General features: G+C 41.3%; 16 protein-coding genes. 3 read left to right on the top strand and 13 right to left on the bottom strand.

Features of this window, described 5'->3' with window-relative positions; translation table 11 throughout:
- Positions 1-93: 93 nt before the first annotated feature.
- Positions 94-1,941 (bottom strand): ABC transporter ATP-binding protein, encoded by a 1,848-nt coding sequence (locus CWB78_RS01005; RefSeq protein WP_008110037.1) that lies wholly within the window; start codon positions 1,939-1,941, stop codon positions 94-96.
- A gap of 109 nt (positions 1,942-2,050) precedes the next feature.
- Entirely contained in the window at positions 2,051-2,506 is a 456-nt protein-coding gene (locus CWB78_RS01000; protein ID WP_008110035.1) for a phosphate-starvation-inducible PsiE family protein, read from the bottom strand.
- Between the two features lie 247 nt (positions 2,507-2,753).
- On the opposite strand from CWB78_RS01000, the gene CWB78_RS00995 reads away from it, so the two are divergent.
- Both CWB78_RS00995 and CWB78_RS00990 read left to right on the top strand, forming a co-directional pair.
- Positions 2,754-4,148 (top strand): M28 family peptidase, encoded by a 1,395-nt coding sequence (locus CWB78_RS00995; protein ID WP_138593943.1) that lies wholly within the window; start codon positions 2,754-2,756, stop codon positions 4,146-4,148.
- Positions 4,149-4,269: 121 nt separating this feature from the next.
- Positions 4,270-4,716 (top strand): DUF4826 family protein, encoded by a 447-nt coding sequence (locus CWB78_RS00990; RefSeq protein WP_008110031.1) that lies wholly within the window; start codon positions 4,270-4,272, stop codon positions 4,714-4,716.
- A gap of 81 nt (positions 4,717-4,797) precedes the next feature.
- On the opposite strand, the gene CWB78_RS00985 is transcribed toward CWB78_RS00990, so the two are convergent.
- Genes CWB78_RS00985 through CWB78_RS00970 form a run of 4 tightly spaced genes read right to left on the bottom strand, consistent with a single transcriptional unit; the run spans position 4,798 to position 7,708 of the window.
- Positions 4,798-5,265 carry an outer membrane lipoprotein gene (locus CWB78_RS00985; protein ID WP_010389747.1) on the bottom strand — a complete coding sequence of 156 codons (468 nt, stop codon included), beginning with the start codon at positions 5,263-5,265 and terminating at the stop codon, positions 4,798-4,800.
- A 15-nt stretch (positions 5,266-5,280) separates the two neighbouring features.
- Positions 5,281-5,898 carry a penicillin-binding protein activator LpoB gene (gene lpoB / locus CWB78_RS00980; RefSeq protein WP_010389748.1) on the bottom strand — a complete coding sequence of 206 codons (618 nt, stop codon included), beginning with the start codon at positions 5,896-5,898 and terminating at the stop codon, positions 5,281-5,283.
- Positions 5,899-5,909: 11 nt separating this feature from the next.
- Positions 5,910-6,335 carry a YcfL family putative periplasmic lipoprotein gene (locus tag CWB78_RS00975; RefSeq protein WP_010389749.1) on the bottom strand — a complete coding sequence of 142 codons (426 nt, stop codon included), beginning with the start codon at positions 6,333-6,335 and terminating at the stop codon, positions 5,910-5,912.
- An 8-nt stretch (positions 6,336-6,343) separates the two neighbouring features.
- On the bottom strand, positions 6,344-7,708 hold the full coding sequence (locus CWB78_RS00970) for a COG3014 family protein (RefSeq protein ID WP_138593942.1): 1,365 nt from the start codon (positions 7,706-7,708) through the stop codon (positions 6,344-6,346).
- A 196-nt stretch (positions 7,709-7,904) separates the two neighbouring features.
- On the opposite strand from CWB78_RS00970, the gene CWB78_RS00965 reads away from it, so the two are divergent.
- Positions 7,905-8,780: a DMT family transporter gene (locus tag CWB78_RS00965; protein WP_138593941.1), complete on the top strand. Its 876-nt coding sequence runs from the start codon at positions 7,905-7,907 to the stop codon at positions 8,778-8,780.
- On the opposite strand, the gene CWB78_RS00960 is transcribed toward CWB78_RS00965, so the two are convergent.
- The 7 genes from CWB78_RS00960 to CWB78_RS00930 form a co-directional block, all read right to left on the bottom strand.
- On the bottom strand, positions 8,767-9,462 hold the full coding sequence (locus CWB78_RS00960; RefSeq protein ID WP_138593940.1) for a M15 family metallopeptidase: 696 nt from the start codon (positions 9,460-9,462) through the stop codon (positions 8,767-8,769). The two genes, CWB78_RS00965 and CWB78_RS00960, sit on opposite strands and share 14 nt — an antisense overlap.
- Entirely contained in the window at positions 9,462-10,592 is a 1,131-nt protein-coding gene (gene dapE / locus CWB78_RS00955) for a succinyl-diaminopimelate desuccinylase (RefSeq protein ID WP_138593939.1), read from the bottom strand. The genes CWB78_RS00960 and dapE overlap by 1 nt, the downstream gene beginning before the upstream one ends.
- Positions 10,592-10,936: an ArsC family reductase gene (locus CWB78_RS00950; protein WP_138593938.1), complete on the bottom strand. Its 345-nt coding sequence runs from the start codon at positions 10,934-10,936 to the stop codon at positions 10,592-10,594. Before CWB78_RS00950 ends, dapE begins: the two co-directional genes overlap by 1 nt.
- A 4-nt stretch (positions 10,937-10,940) precedes the next feature.
- Positions 10,941-11,438, bottom strand: coding sequence for a PTS glucose transporter subunit IIA (locus tag CWB78_RS00945; protein ID WP_008110014.1), 498 nt, complete (start codon positions 11,436-11,438; stop codon positions 10,941-10,943).
- 6 nt (positions 11,439-11,444) lie between these two features.
- The gene (locus CWB78_RS00940; protein WP_010389757.1) at positions 11,445-11,828 is read right to left on the bottom strand and encodes an ACT domain-containing protein; all 384 of its coding nucleotides are present in this window, start codon (positions 11,826-11,828) and stop codon (positions 11,445-11,447) included.
- A 222-nt stretch (positions 11,829-12,050) separates the two neighbouring features.
- Positions 12,051-14,204 (bottom strand): phosphate acetyltransferase, encoded by a 2,154-nt coding sequence (gene pta / locus CWB78_RS00935; protein WP_054200797.1) that lies wholly within the window; start codon positions 14,202-14,204, stop codon positions 12,051-12,053.
- Between the two features lies 1 nt (position 14,205).
- Positions 14,206-15,420, bottom strand: coding sequence for an acetate kinase (locus CWB78_RS00930; RefSeq protein WP_138593937.1), 1,215 nt, complete (start codon positions 15,418-15,420; stop codon positions 14,206-14,208).
- Between the last annotated feature and the right edge of the window lie 188 nt (positions 15,421-15,608).

Raw genomic sequence — 15,608 nt, 5'->3', positions numbered from 1 at the left:
AAAAGGCTATAAATAGCATTTAAAATTAATAATAAAGTTAAATTTTAGTAAACAAGAGCAGGCCAAATGATGACCTACTCTGAGATGGTTTTTTTATTCAATACCAATAAAGCCGCCAGTTTGATGTGCCCACAGTGCAGCGTAAATGCCGCCTTGGGCAATTAATTCATCGTGACTGCCTTGCTCTACAACACCACCTTCATCAAGCACAATAAGCCTGTCCATTTGTGCAATGGTTGATAATCGGTGTGCAATAGCAATAACCGTTTTGCCTGTCATTAAATCATCTAAGCTTGCTTGAATAGCTGCTTCTACCTCTGAGTCTAAAGCGCTGGTGGCTTCATCAAGTATAAGAATAGGCGCGTTTTTAAGTAACACCCGAGCAATAGCAATCCGCTGGCGTTGCCCGCCCGAGAGGGTTACTCCTCGTTCGCCCACTTGTGCCTCAAAGCCTTTATTGCCTTTGCTGTCTTCTAAATCGTTTATAAAATCGAGCGCTTTGGCTTGTTTGGTCGCATCGAGCATTTCCGCTTCTGTGGCATCGGGTCTGCCGTATAAGATGTTATCTTTTACTGAGCGGTGAAGTAGTGAGGTGTCTTGGGTAACCATAGCGATATAGCGGCGAAGGCTTTCTTGGCTTACATCAGTTATATTTTGGCCATCAATACTAATACAGCCTTTGTCTGTATCGTAAAAACGTAGCAACAAGTTAACTAATGTGGATTTACCCGCGCCAGAGCGACCCACTAAGCCAATTTTTTCGCCCGGTTTAATATTTAAGTTTAAACCGTTAATTACTGGACCTCGGTTATTTTCATTAGCGGCTTTACCATAATTAAAGTGTACATTGTTAAAGTCGATTGAACCTTGAGTTACTTTTAAACTATCGGCTTTTGGCTTGTCATCAACCGCAATCGGGTTTGAAAGGGTGCGCATGCCATCGGCTACGGTACCAATGTTTTCAAATAAGCTGCTAATTTCCCACATGATCCATTGGGCCATACCATTAAGCCTTAACGACAAACTCAATGCTACTGCAATAGCCCCCGCACTAATGGCACTTAACGACCATAAATACAAAGACACCGCTGCCACCGAAAATACCAGTAAATAGTTCAAGCTTTGAATAACCACGTTAAGGCTGGTTACCAAACGCATTTGTTTATATACAGGCTGTAAAAATACATCCATGCTTTGTTTAGCATATTGCTCTTCGCGTTGGGTGTAAGAAAACAGCTTAATGGTTGAAATATTGGTGTAGCTGTCAACAATACGGCCGGTCATTTCTGAGCGTGCATCAGCTTGTGAGCTAGCAATGCTTTTTAACCGTGGTACAAAGTAAATTTGCACGCAAATATATAATGCTAACCACACTAATAATGGCAGCATTAAGCGCCAATCTGAGGCGGCTACTAAAAACACCATTGAGCCAAAATAAACGGCAATATACATTAATACATCAAGTAATTTAGTGACTGACTCACGCACTGCCAATGAGGTTTGCAGCACTTTAGTAGCTATTCTTCCGGCAAATTCATTTTGATAAAAGCTAACACTTTGGCGTAATAAATAACGGTGCGCTAACCAACGTATCGACATCGGATAGTTGCCCAACAGTGCTTGGTGTAAAATAGCCGACCTGAAAAAGACTACCATGGGCATCACGACCAAGAGCATTAACCCCATCTTTATTAATTCGGATTGTTGCTGTGAAAATAGCTCGTTAGGGGTGTACTCGCCGAGCCAGTCAACCAGTTGTCCCATGTAACTAAATAAAGACACTTCTAAAATAGCTAATAATGCGGCACTGAGCGACATAAGGACTAACGACAGTTCCATACCTTTTGTGTAATGGCGGCAAAATGCAAATAAGGTATTAGGAGGCTGAGACGGAGAACGCTCCGGAAACGGTTTAGTCATCCGTTCAAATAATCGATACATATTAGAAGCTTATTAAGTATTTATAGAGGTATCCCACTATACCATTGTAAAGCACAAAGGCGCAGTGGGAATGAGGTATTTAGCTGTTATCTTAAGTTAAGTTAACGATTTACAGTTTTGTATGACCGGTTTTATTTTTTACCAGCCAGTAAGATATACCTAAGGCTAAAGTCACTAATGCAAGGCCAATAATTTGCTCTGAGGTCACTAATTTTAAATCTAAAACAATAATTTTACGCGCCACAGCCATTAGTGCGGTGGCAATGACCAGCTCAACCGGCAGTGAACTGGAGCCTAAATATAAACGAATATTGGTAAATATTTCTACCGCAATAAGCACCACCATAAAAGCACCAAAGGTTTGCAGAATGTCTTCAATGTTTAATAAAAAATAAGGGGGAGAGCTCAATCGCATATATAAAACATATACTACATCAGCAATACTCCAAAAAATAACTAGCACCATGAGCACCGCTAATATTTTAATAGCAAAGCGAATCGCATGATGTAAATACTGCATAAGCGGGTCAACATGATCCTCAGGTAATTCTTCGTGTTTCTTCATATTTTTACAGCACCTTATTATTTTTAAACAGGGTATATAAAATGATAGCTGATTATCTTTTAATATACGTACAAAACAGCATAAGTGATTATTTTTATTAAACTAGAAACCGAGCAAACGATAGCTAAACTAAGCGTGTTAATTAAATGTAATTTAACCTGAGGTTTTTAACGTCTATCTCAAATGCATTGCTGTATACCTGCAGAGCTGTCATTTTAAAAACATCAACAATAAGGATTAAACTGCTATGTCAATTTCACCTTTAAAGTTAGTTACTCGGATTATTAAGTATAGTGCGGTTGCATCTGTTTGTAGCGCGTCATTTTATAGTGTGGCGGCACAAACCACACAACAAGCATCATTGCACAATATTGCAGATCAAATTTCAGCGCAGCGTATTGGAGATGATATTCAAACGTTAGTGGATTTTGGTACCCGCCATACTTTATCTGAAACTAAATCGGATACCCGTGGTATTGGCGCGGCAAGACGCTGGATAAAAAAAGAATTTGAAGCAATTTCGGCACAGTGTGGTGGCTGTTTAGAGATACTAGAAGTAAAACAAACCATCTCGGGTGAAAAGCGCATTCCTGACCCTGTGGAAGTGGTTAACATAATTGCGATTCAGCGCGGTAACACCGATCCTAATCGTATGGTGATGATGTCGGGAGATATAGACTCACGCGTTAGTGATGTTATGGATTTTACTAGCGATTCACCTGGGGCAAACGATAATGCATCAGGGGTTGCCGGTGTGATTGAAGCGGCTCGGGTGTTATCGCAATATACATTTAATGGCTCAGTGGTATATGCAGCACTCTCAGGTGAAGAGCAAGGTTTATTTGGCGGTAAAATTTTAACTGCTTACGCACAAAAAAATAATTGGCAAGTTCATGGTGTTTTAAATAACGACATGATTGGTAACATTACCGGCATTAATGGCGTAACCGATAACACCACTGCACGTATTTTTTCTGAAGGTACGCGTGTAGTTGAAACTAAGGAACAAGCCCGTACGCGTCGTTTTACCGGCGGCGAAGTTGACTCAGCGAGCCGTAATCTAGCGCGTTACATAGACACCATTGCTGATAAATACATTGAGAACTTAGATACCATGCTGGTATATAGGCTCGACCGTTTTGCACGAGGCGGGCACCATCGTCCGTTTAATGATGCGGGTTTTGCGGCTGTGCGCATTATGGAAACCAACGAGCATTATGATCGCCAACATCAAGATCTGCGCACCGAAAATGGGGTCGTATACGGTGATACTATTGATGGGGTGGATTTTGATTACGCCGCAAAACTAACCTCATTAAATGCGGTAAGCCTTGCGTCAATGGCGTGGGCTCCTGCGCCACCAAAAGAGGTGAAAATTAGTGGTGCCGTACGCGCCAGTACCACACTTTCTTGGCAGCCAACAGAGGATAAAAATGTAGCAGGCTATCGTATATACTGGCGCTATACTAGTGAACCACAATGGCAATACAGTCAATGGGTTGATAAGGCCAGTGAATTTACCCTAAAAAATGTGGTTATTGATAATTACTATTTTGGAGTTGCTAGCGTGAATAAACAGGGTATTGAGTCGCCAGTGGTATTCCCAGGTGCTGTGGGTTCGTTTGATCACAACATAAAGTAAGTGTACTTTGCTTAAAAACCCAGCAAACAGCTGCGAATAAGGTGTTAAGCACGCTATTTATGCTTGCGCCTTATTTGTTATGCCCTTAAAGTGTAAACAAAGAAGTAAAAAGGTTATTAAAATGCAGCAACAAGAACAAAAACCATTAACACCAGAGCAGCAAGCTGAACTTCAGCAACAAGAAATTCAATGGCAGCGCGAATGTTTTCAAAATGCGCAAAAACATTTAGCTGAAAAAGGCATTATGCCTAAAACCTTGCTTGAAAAAGAAAGCCGTTTTTTAGCGCCTTTATGCGCGCTTTGGAAATTTAAAGCGCAAAACGGTAAAAGCTACTGGGTGATCACCGGTCGTTTACCAACTGATCACGCTGAAGCGTCTGCAGCAAAAGATGCACGTGATGCCATGCGTTATTTTTCATTGCAGTGGCAGTTAAAAGCCGACCAAATTATTACAGCGGGTGCACGAGATAAAACACAAGCCGACTTTGCAAACTTACTTATAAACCGTGCTCATGGCTTATATGAAATGCATGAAAATGAGCAGCTTTGGGCAAAAGAACCAGCTTAAAAATAAGCGTAATTAGCTTTTAAAAAAACCTAACTTAGTTACCTAAGTTAGGTTTTTTTCAATTATGCCGTCAAAAGAATATTAATACGCGCTATCTACTCGCACCGTGTTATTGGTTAAGTAGATCAGGCGGACATTATCCCCTTGGTGAAAACGCATAGCGGGATCGTTGTCTTGTACCACCATAAATTGCTCACCACTTTCTACTTGTATCAGTAATTCAACGAGCTGTGTGTTTTCATAGCGCTGTGTTTGCTGCTGATTATGAGCAACGTTACCACCAATCACCGATCCTAAAATAGTCGCTACAGTACGACCACTGCCGCCGCCAAACTGGTTACCAATAACACCGCCTAGTAAGGCACCGCCAAAGGTTTTCCAGCCGTTACTTTTGTCTTGTACTAGTTGTTGCTCAGTAATAGTGCGCACCGACTTTACTTTACCAAATAGTACTTGCTGTACAGGAACGGCTTTATTTCGTTCGTACTTGGCAAACGTTGGGGCACTTACTACTAATAAAGCGCATAAAATTAAGCTAAGCGTTTTCATAATTCGCTCCTGTTATTACCAACCAAACGTTGATTTTTCACGCGTCTTACGAATTTCAGTTTCGTCAGCCCATTCAACAAGACCGCTTTGCATATCCATTAAACGCATTGTAAATTTGTAGTACACATCGGCTTTATCTGCATTAGATTTAACAATGCTTGATAGGTTACCGTACAGCATATATTGCGCACCAATTTGCTTACCAAAAGCCACCGCAGTACTTGGGTTGACTAAGGCGTCTTCGTTTTGAAATGTAATTTGCTCACGAACCGCCTCTACACGGGTCATATCAACAAATCTAAATTTGCCGCTACGCAGTAATTGAGTAGAGATTGAGTCGGTGATTGATTCTGTATCTATGTGTTCACTGGTTTTATTTTTAATACGCTCTACAAATACCACAGGGCGTGTATTGGCGGTCATAGTACCAACCACAGGCGAACTAAGCAGAGAGTCGGTCATTTGCGAGGCAACTTTTTGTAAGTCAGTAGAGCCAAAGTTTATATCTGTGGTTTCTACGGCTTGGGCATCACCATAGCTGACAACAGCTTTGTTGGCACAGCCTGCAAGTGTCAGTGCCGCTAAGCCTAAAATTGCATAACTAGACAGTGATTTAAATTGTTTATTGATCATCATGATTTCCTTTAATCTTTAAATTCTTGTGCGTCGGTTGAAACTTCTCTTACAGCTAATGAGAAGGTAACGGCATTAGAGCTAGGTGCTAGTCCTGCAAGCTGAGTTTTAGCAAAGCCAAATAATGTTAGGGCTTGCCACGGTGAGTGGTTGCCTTTAATAACAAAGCCATCTTTATCAAACCAGTTAAATTGATACTGTAAGTATTGCGATTTTTTATAGGTACTCGCTAAAGTAACTACCACGTCGGTAAGGTTATTTGTTTGACGCGTTTTTACATCACTTATTAAAAGCTTTTTAGCTAATTGTGGATTATTAACATTGAGCTGCTCTTTGTAAGCGTTGGCAGTTTGCTCAACCCCAATACCTGAGGTTACAGGTCGGCTGCTACACGCGCTGAGCATAATTAACGCAATAACGGGAAGTATGTATTTCATGATGGCTCCTAAAGTTGCACTACATGGGAGTTAAAATAGTTATTAACAGAGGTTAGGTAGATTAACGTTAACCCTTGCTTACTAACGGTAAAATTTATTGGCGGTTGCGAGCCAACGTTTAGAGTATGTTCGCCTGCTTTTACTGCGCTGCGGGCAAGGCTGATCTGATTAGGCAGGGTAAGCCAACTACGTGTATCTGCTTGCTCAGATGCAAGATTATACAAATTTGCCAAAATGTTCCCCATATCACCGGCACTGCGCGCAAGCTCTGCACGCATTTTTTCTTTAGCGACAAGACGTAATATTTGCCTTGAAACACGCCCAGCTACTTGCTGCTCTAACGTTTTAGCGGCCAGTGCCTCTAAATGCACTAACGGACTTAATGCTAATACTTGGTTATTAACTTTTATATTATTCACGGCGCTGCTGTAAGCGTTATTTATATAAACGGGCATTGCTAAGCTATAAAAGCGGGCATCCCCCTGCGAAGTATAAATAGGCAATCGTAATTTAAACTCGTGCTGTTTTGGTATTAGGCCTTGTTCAAATAATATAACCACTTCGCCTTGATTTTTATCTATGGTGTTTACTTCACCAAACTGTCGCTTAAATTGTTTGTAGTCATCCGCAAAGCCTTGCTGCTTAGCAAGGCGCAATATATCTTGCTGTAAGTACTGATTATTAGGTTGTATTTCGAGTGCTTTTTTATAGTCTATGTAGGCATCATTGCCTTGCTTTGCCGTTTCATATAACAACCCTGATAAGTAAAACGTGTACGCATTTTGAAAGCCATTTTTTACCGAGCGAGTTAAATTATCCATGCCTGGGTAGTGTTGCTGTGCTTGAGCAACGGCATTATTAAACTCGCTTTGATTATCGAGTAGTGCATCAACTTGTACTTTATTGGCACGGCGTATTTCAACTAACGCGCTCTCAATATTGCGTTTATAAACATAATTAAGTGCTTTGTAGCTATGCAACATACTCATTTCGTAGGCTGGTGGGATATAACCTATTGCTGAATCGTTAGTTAACAGCGCATTACTTTGTTCAAGCCCTGCACTTACTTGTATTTTGGCTGCTTGGCGCTTTGCTTGCATCTGTTGGTAGACAGTTTCAAAATATGTTTGCGCACTATCTGGATTATTAGCTAAATTAGCAATACGCCCTTGCTCTAATTGGTTCAGTAAATAATTACTGTGGGCTTTACTGTTGGTTTTTATAAGGGTGCGTGCATTTTCAATATTATTATTGCTAATAGCTTGCCTAACAGGGGTGGTGTTTGTGGCATAATCATTAAACAAGTCGTTAAAGCCAATAGTGCTACAACCACTTACAATAAAGCAAAAACTGAAAATTAAAATGTGACGCACACGCACTCCTTTTATCTATTTTATAAGGTTAACACATGGCTTATAAATGTAGGTGTGAAAGATTGTAAAAAAGCGTAGTGTATAAACATTAAAGCTTTATCATTAAAAAATAACCATATTAACGTTTACAACAATGGACGCTAATTTAATCCGTATATAAATACGGTACATATTTATCAATACGTTAGGAATTTATTTGAAAGCCACTCTGTTTACTATTATCGCGTTAGTTGCCTTTGCTGCCAATTCGTTATTGTGTCGCTTAGCATTAGCTCAAGGTTATATTGATGCGTGGAATTTCACTGTTATACGGCTTCTCAGCGGGGCAGTGTGTTTGGCTATTATTATGCTGCTCTATACAAAGCAATTAAATAAAAAAGCACAATCAAGTAGCACCGTTATTAACGATATCGGAAGCTGGCGAAGCAGTGTGAGCTTGCTGATATACGCGCTGTGTTTTTCTATAGCTTATATAGAGCTAGATACCGGTATGGGCGCGCTTATTTTATTCTCCGCGGTGCAATTTACCATGATCGGCTGGGGCATCTATAAGCAAGAGCGCTTAACCGCTGTGCAATGGCTTGCATTTATTGTGGCGTTTGTGGCTTTTGTTTACCTAATGCTACCTTCGCAAACAGCGCCACCGCTAATGGCGGCAATATTAATGAGTATAAGCGGCGTGGCATGGGGAATTTATAGTATTAGAGGCAAAGCGTGTGTATCACCACTTAGAGCCACCACTTATAACTTTATTCGCAGCTTATTAGTGCTACCTGTTTTAATAGTGGTGGGTATGAGCCAGCTTAAAGATATTCGTATGGAAGGGGTGTTACTTGCAATAGCCTCAGGTGCCATCGCATCAGGCGTAGGTTATAGTATTTGGTATGTGGCTATGCCTTTATTAAAAAGCACGCATGCAGCTATAGTGCAGTTATGCGTGCCCGTTTTGGCAGCTATTGCAGGAGCGGTGTTTTTATCAGAAACCTTAACTGTGCAATTTATGCTCCCCAGCAGTATCATTTTACTGGCTGTATTGGTTTTTACGTTAAATAAAAAAACTAACACCGCTTAGCAGGTGGGCTCACATTAAGCACAAAGCGTTCATATAAAGCAGGTAAGTGGGTTAAAATAGCGTCTTTACCTAATAAATCACTTTCTTTAATGCAGTTATGTAATACCTCAACTGACAGGTGCCTCATAAGCTGCTCTGATTGCGCAATGTGGCTAATATGCCAAAGTTCTGGGGCAACACCGCCTAAATCATGCTGATAAGGCCGATAAAATCCAAATTCTGCTAGGTGGGTGTCTAGCCATTGACTCAGTTCGGCAAAAGGTCCGCCATGCTGATATTCATCGGGGGTTAGTTGCAACTCATAATCGTTACTCACTGCGCGTTTATCAAAAATATCTAAGTCAGTGCCTAAATGATGGCGACTTGCCCCTGGCAGTGCAGAGTACAGCATTATGGCGGTACATTTTTCAATATCACTCAGTGAATTTAGTTCAACGGCTTGTTGCGCTTTATTTAACACCACGCGCTTATTTGAAAATTTAGCATTCCAAATAGCCGATTGACGATTAAAATCCCGAAAGCTTGATGCAATACATAAATCAAAGCCAGCGGATGCAGCCGCTGATTGCAGTGCAACAAAGTCGTTGACAATATTGGCATGCAAATAATGGTTTTGTATGGCGACTAGGTGTGCATCACTTTGTCCGGTGATGCATTGTATGAGTTCTTTATTTGCAGTCATTAAGTTAACAGTTGTTCTAATATTTGCTCGTAAATATCTGCCAGCGCGATCAGGTCATCTGTGCTAACACACTCATCAACTTTATGAATTGTGGCGTTACGTGGCCCCAGCTCGATCACTTTAGCGCCGGTTTGAGCAATAAAGCGGCCATCTGATGTCCCACCTGTTGTTTCTAAATTAGTGGTTAAGCCAGTTACTGATTTAATCGCAGCGACGGTAGCATCAACTAACGGACCGTGATCGGTTAAAAACGGTAGGCCATTTACAATCCAATTTAGTTCGTAATTCAAATTGTGTTTTTGTAAAATCGCGTTCACTTTTTGTTGCAGCTGCTGATGAGTAACTTCGGTGCTAAACCTAAAGTTAAATTGTACTTCAAGCTCACCGGGTATCACATTACCGGCACCTGTGCCGCCATTAATGTTCGAGATTTGAAAGCTGGTGGCAGGAAAGAAGTCGTTACCCTTATCCCACACAGTTTGGCTTAATTCAGTTAATGCTGGCGTGGCTAAATGAATTGGGTTTTGCGCTAAGTGTGGGTAAGCCACATGCCCTTGCACACCGGCGATAGTTAAAAAACCAGTTAGAGAACCACGACGACCATTTTTAACCACATCACCGAGTACATCGCGCGATGAAGGCTCACCAACAAGACACATATCAATTTTTTCACCGCGCTCTTCTAAAGTATCTATTACGCGGGTAGTGCCGTTGATAAAAGGGCCTTCTTCATCTGAGGTAATTAAAAACGAGATAGAGCCTTTATGATCTGGGTGCTTAGATACAAAGCGCTCTGTGGCTACAACCATAGCTGCCAGTGAGCCTTTCATGTCGGCTGCGCCACGCCCATGTAATAAACCGTCTTCAATTAGACCAGCAAAAGGCGGATGCTGCCAATTTTTTTCAGGCCCAGTGGGCACCACATCGGTATGACCAGCAAAACAAAAGTGTGGTGATTGCGTGCCTTTTCGTGCCCAAGTATTGAGCGTGTCAGTAAAAAAGAGTGATTCAATGTCAAAGCCAATTGCACTTAGACGCTCATTCATCATGTGTTGGCAGCCTGCATCTTCAGGTGTAACCGACTCTCGCTGAATTAAAGCTTGGGCTAGGGTAATTACTGGATGGGTCATTATTTAAAGATCTCATCGTATTGTGCTGCTTTAAAACCTAAGTGATATTGCCCATCATTAATAAGAACAGGGCGTTTAATCATTGCAGGTTGTTCAACCAATATATCGATAGCAGTTTGCTTAGTTAAGCTTTGCTTTTGCTCATCAGGCAAGGCTCTGTATGTTGTGCCACGTTTATTAACAAGTTGTTCCCAGTCAATATGCTCTGCAAAATCGCTAACCATATTATGATTAACGCCATCTTTACGATAGTCATGGAAAGTGAACGCGATGTCATTATCGCTTAGGTATTTTTTTGCTTTTTTAATAGTGTCGCAGTTGCTAATGCCATAGAGAGTGATCATAAACCTACTTCTTTTTGATAATAGTTAATAAGGTATCTACACCAGCATTGACCTGCGGGTGAGAATAATGAAAAGTGCCTAAGTCGTGGCCATTGAGTATGATAAGGCTGGCTAAAATAGGCGCATCGAGTTCACGCAAATCAAAGTAAGCGAGGCGCTGTCCTTTGGTTATTTTGCTGCCATTAAGCTGAGCAATATGAGTATGCGTGAGAGTTTGAGAATCGGGTACGGCTAAGTTTATTAATACTTTTAAGCCATTTTTAGCTTTTAGAATAAATTCGCACCCGCCGCTTTTAACTTGCAATAAAGTGCCATTAAATGGCGCTAACACTTTATGGCTGGTTAAGCTGACAATAATCCCTGGCCCCAAAGTTCCAAAGCGGAAAAAAGCTTCAGGATGCGCGTCCATCTGCATAACTTTGCCACTGAATGGGCTAGTTATTTGTATCGCGCTTCGGCCAATTTTATTTTTAGTTAAATAGCTAACGTCTTCAGATTTCATTATTAATTAAGTTACCACATTGTAGCCATCGGCTCTAAGAGCAGCCATCGCTTTGTTGACTGTTTGCTTTTTTACTAAGATATAGTCGGTGTCATAGGTTGAAATTGAAAAAATTGACACGCCAGCTCTTGCTAATACTCCTGAAATATTTGCCATAATACCGGTTAACGAAAACCCTAAGGGGCCAATTACTTCTAATGCTTGCCAATTCGATTCTGTATCTTGGCTATCAATTATAAAGTCATCAGGGCAAACGACCGAGAGTTCATCGTGCGTTTTTGAAATAAAAAATAATGGTTGCTTTAACAGGGCAGGAGGGATGTCGGCATCAAGCGCTAAACTATGAATTGATAAAACAGTGCTGTGTAATTGTAGTGTTTGTTTTGACATAAAACCCATCCCTAGCAGCAAGATAATAGCTTTATAGTATAGAGTATTGAATCTAAGTTAAAGGCCCAAACTGAGCCGTTGTTAAAGTTTTTATTAATTAAAAAATAATTGTCCACAATTTCTGTGGATAAGCTTGGGGGTTGTAAGGTATAAATAGCCTAACCTATTAATAAGTAATTAAAAAATGGCTAGGCTATAAAAAGGACATGTTAGTTAAAGGGGTTAATTAAGTGCCTCAGCTTGCGCTGCTTGAATGGCAGTTAAAGCAATGGTATACACTATGTCGTCAACTAATGCGCCACGGCTTAAGTCGTTAACTGGTTTACGCATCCCTTGCAGCATCGGACCGATACTGATCAAATCAGCGCTTCGTTGTACCGCTTTATAGGTGGTGTTGCCAGTATTTAAATCAGGGAATATAAATACCGTTGCTTTACCTGCAACAGGGCTGTTAGGTGCTTTTTTAATCGCTACACTTTCCATAATCGCTGCATCATATTGCAGTGGTCCATCTATAATTAGATCTGGGCGCTTTTGCTGGGCAAGCTTAGTTGCCGCTCGCACTTTTTCTACATCAGCCCCACTGCCTGAGTCACCGGTGCTGTAACTTATCATGGCTACGCGAGGTTCAATACCAAATGCTGCTGCTGAGTCGGCAGATTGAATTGCAATGTCAGCTAGTTGTTCGGCATTAGGATCGGGATTAATAGCGCAATCACCATAAACCAAAACCTGATCAGGTAATAGCATAAAGAATACAGAAGACACTAATGATGAACCTGGCGCGGTTTTAATTAACTGTAACGGTGGGCGAATGGTATTGGCAGTGGTGTTTACCGCACCCGATACCAGGCCATCGACTTTACCTTGCTCTAGCATCATAGTACCAAGTACGACGTGATCTTGAAGTTGCTCTTGGGCGACTACTTCGGTAAGACCTTTATTTTTACGAATTTCCACCATAGGTGCTACGTAATCATTTATGATACTGCTTGGCTCAATTACAGTTACATGCTCGTTAAGCTCAATGCCTTGTTGCTCGGCTATACGCAATATTTCATCACGATCACCTAATAAAATTGTTTTAGCAATGCCCCGCTGGCCACAAATAGCGGCTGCTTTAATGGTTCTAGGTTCGTTACCCTCAGGCAATACAATTGTTTTTTCGGCTTTTCGAGCTTTTTCAGTTAATAAATACCTAAAGGCAGGAGGAGATAGTTTTCGGGTTTTCCCTACACTTTTAGCTAAGGTGTCTAACCAATCAGAATCAATATACTCTGCGTTATGATCTTTTACCTTTTCAATGCGCTGTTCATCATCGCTTGGCACTTCTAGGTTAAAGTTATGCAGTAATAACGAGGTGCGCCAAGTGTCGCCTTCGGTTGCTAAAATAGGCAGCCCTGTTTGCATGGCTTGTTCGCACAGCGCCATGATGCGCGGCTCAGGCTCAAAGCCACCAGTGAGCAAAATAGCGCCTAGTTTAGTACCATTCATGGCAGACAAGCAGGCTGCAACCAATATATCTGAACGATCACCTGGGGTGACCAATAACGCACCTGGAGTAAAATAATTTAGAATATTTGATACCGTGCGGGCGCAAAAAGTAATGCGTCTTAGTCGACGATGTACCATGTCACCTTCGTTAATAATAGTGGCTTTTAAATAGGCACTTAAATCTTTAACGCGCGGCGCTACCAGCTCAAAATCCCACGGAATGGCACCAAGTAACATAAAAGGATTTTTTCTAAAAATAGGTAAAGAGGCCAGGCGGTTAAGCTCGTTATCAAGCGCTTCTGGCTTGTAAGTATCGACTAAATCAGCGCGAGCGCGACCTTCTTCATCTAGAGGGGCATTTACTTTATTGAAAATACAACCCAGCACACGAGGGTGATCTATGCCACCGTAATTTCCAGCAGCAATTTCAAGGCGATCTTCAATCTGGGTAATACTGTAATTCCCAGGGGTAAGCACAAATACGATATCGGCCCCTAAGGTTTGTGCAATTTCACGGTTTATGCGCCCCGCATAAGGTTGGCGTCGAGTAGGCACCATTCCTTCTATTATGGCCACTTCGTCATCGTTGATCTTACTTTGAAAACGCTCAACAATTTCCTCTAATAAGTCATCACCTTTACCATCACCAATCATTTGCTCTGCGTAATCGAGTGCAAACGGTGTTGGCGGCTTAATTGGTGAGCCTTGAGTGACAATTTGGGTCGATTTTTCAGGGCCAGTTTCACCTGCACGCGGCTGGGCGATAGGTTTGAAAAAGTTAACCTTAACCGTCTTTTGTTCCAGCGCTCTTACTAAACCAACTGATACTGAGGTTAAACCTACTCCTGTAGAGATAGGAACCAACATAATACGACGAGCCATATTATAACTCCTTGGTGATGTTTGCGGCGTCGAGTGCAATAACCCATTCTTCGTTGGTAGGCATAACCACTGCTTTGCTTGTTGAATTAGCAGCGCTAATTAATCCAGCTTGGCCAAACCTTGCATCAAGGTTTGCTTGAGGGTCTAAATTGATACCTAAAAAGGCTAACTGTGTAAGTACTTTTTCGCGAATAATATCGGAATTCTCGCCAATCCCACCGGTAAAAATAAGCGCATCTAACTTTTGCAGCGGTACCATGTAGGCGGCTATTTGTTTTGCTAAGCGGTAGCAAAACATATTAAGTGCCAGCATGGCTTGCGAGTTGCCAGCAATGGCAGCCTCTTCAATAGTACGGCAATCGTTTGATAGCTCGCTTATTCCTAATAAGCCACTTTTTTGATTTAGCAGGTCATCAATTTGCTGTGCGGTGTAATCAAGTTGGGTCGTTAAAAAGTTAAATAGCCCTGGGTCAATGTCACCACAACGGGTACCCATAACAAGTCCTTCAAGCGGGGTTAAGCCCATGCTGGTATCGACACTTTTACCATTTTTGATCGCACACACAGAGCAGCCATTGCCTAAGTGGGCGCTAATAAAGTTACTTTCTTCAACAGGTAAAGACAACATTTTAGCGGTTTGACCTGCTACATAAAAATGGCTAGTGCCATGAAATCCATAGCGTCTAACCCCAAAGTCGTTATAAAGCTTATAAGGAAGGGCATACAAATAAGCAACCTCATCCATAGTTTGATGAAATGCGGTATCAAACACAGCTATTTGTGGTAAATCTTTAAATGATGCTTGTGCTGATGAAATACCTAGTAAATTAGCGTGACCATGTAAGGGGGCCAGTGTGGCTGCTTGGGTAATACCTGCAATGACGTTTTCGTCAATTAAAACTGATTGGGTAAAGTGCTCACCGCCATGTACAACACGATGACCCACTGCCACTAATTGCTCGTCGAGGTTGTGATCTTTTATCAAATCAACCAGCGTATCAATTGCATGGGCATGTGCCTGGTTAGCAGCAAGCTTAATAGTGGTTTTTTCTCCCTTAAACTTATATTTAATTGAGGGAGCATCATCACCTAGGCGCTCAGCTAAACCTGATATGATGTCGTTTCCTGTGTTTGCATCAATAATCGCAAACTTTAGACTTGAACTTCCACAATTGAGTACCAAAACGTGGTTTGGATTATTTGGGAGTGTTGGCATAGATTCATTTTCCATTTAAGTATTAATCAGTACACTTGGTTGATGTATAAGCCTTTGCGGCTTAAATAAGTGTAGACTAAAGTGTAGTAGACTTTATTAAAAGGGCTTTGTGAAATTCTTTCGATAATTTATGCTTTTTGTGAGTTTTACTAATGAAATTGAGCATTTTTACCGATAAAGTGAAAGCA

The organism is Pseudoalteromonas sp. S1612 (assembly GCF_005887175.1).
GTDB lineage: Bacteria > Pseudomonadota > Gammaproteobacteria > Enterobacterales > Alteromonadaceae > Pseudoalteromonas > Pseudoalteromonas undina.
This window is presented reverse-complemented; position numbering and strand designations above follow the sequence as displayed.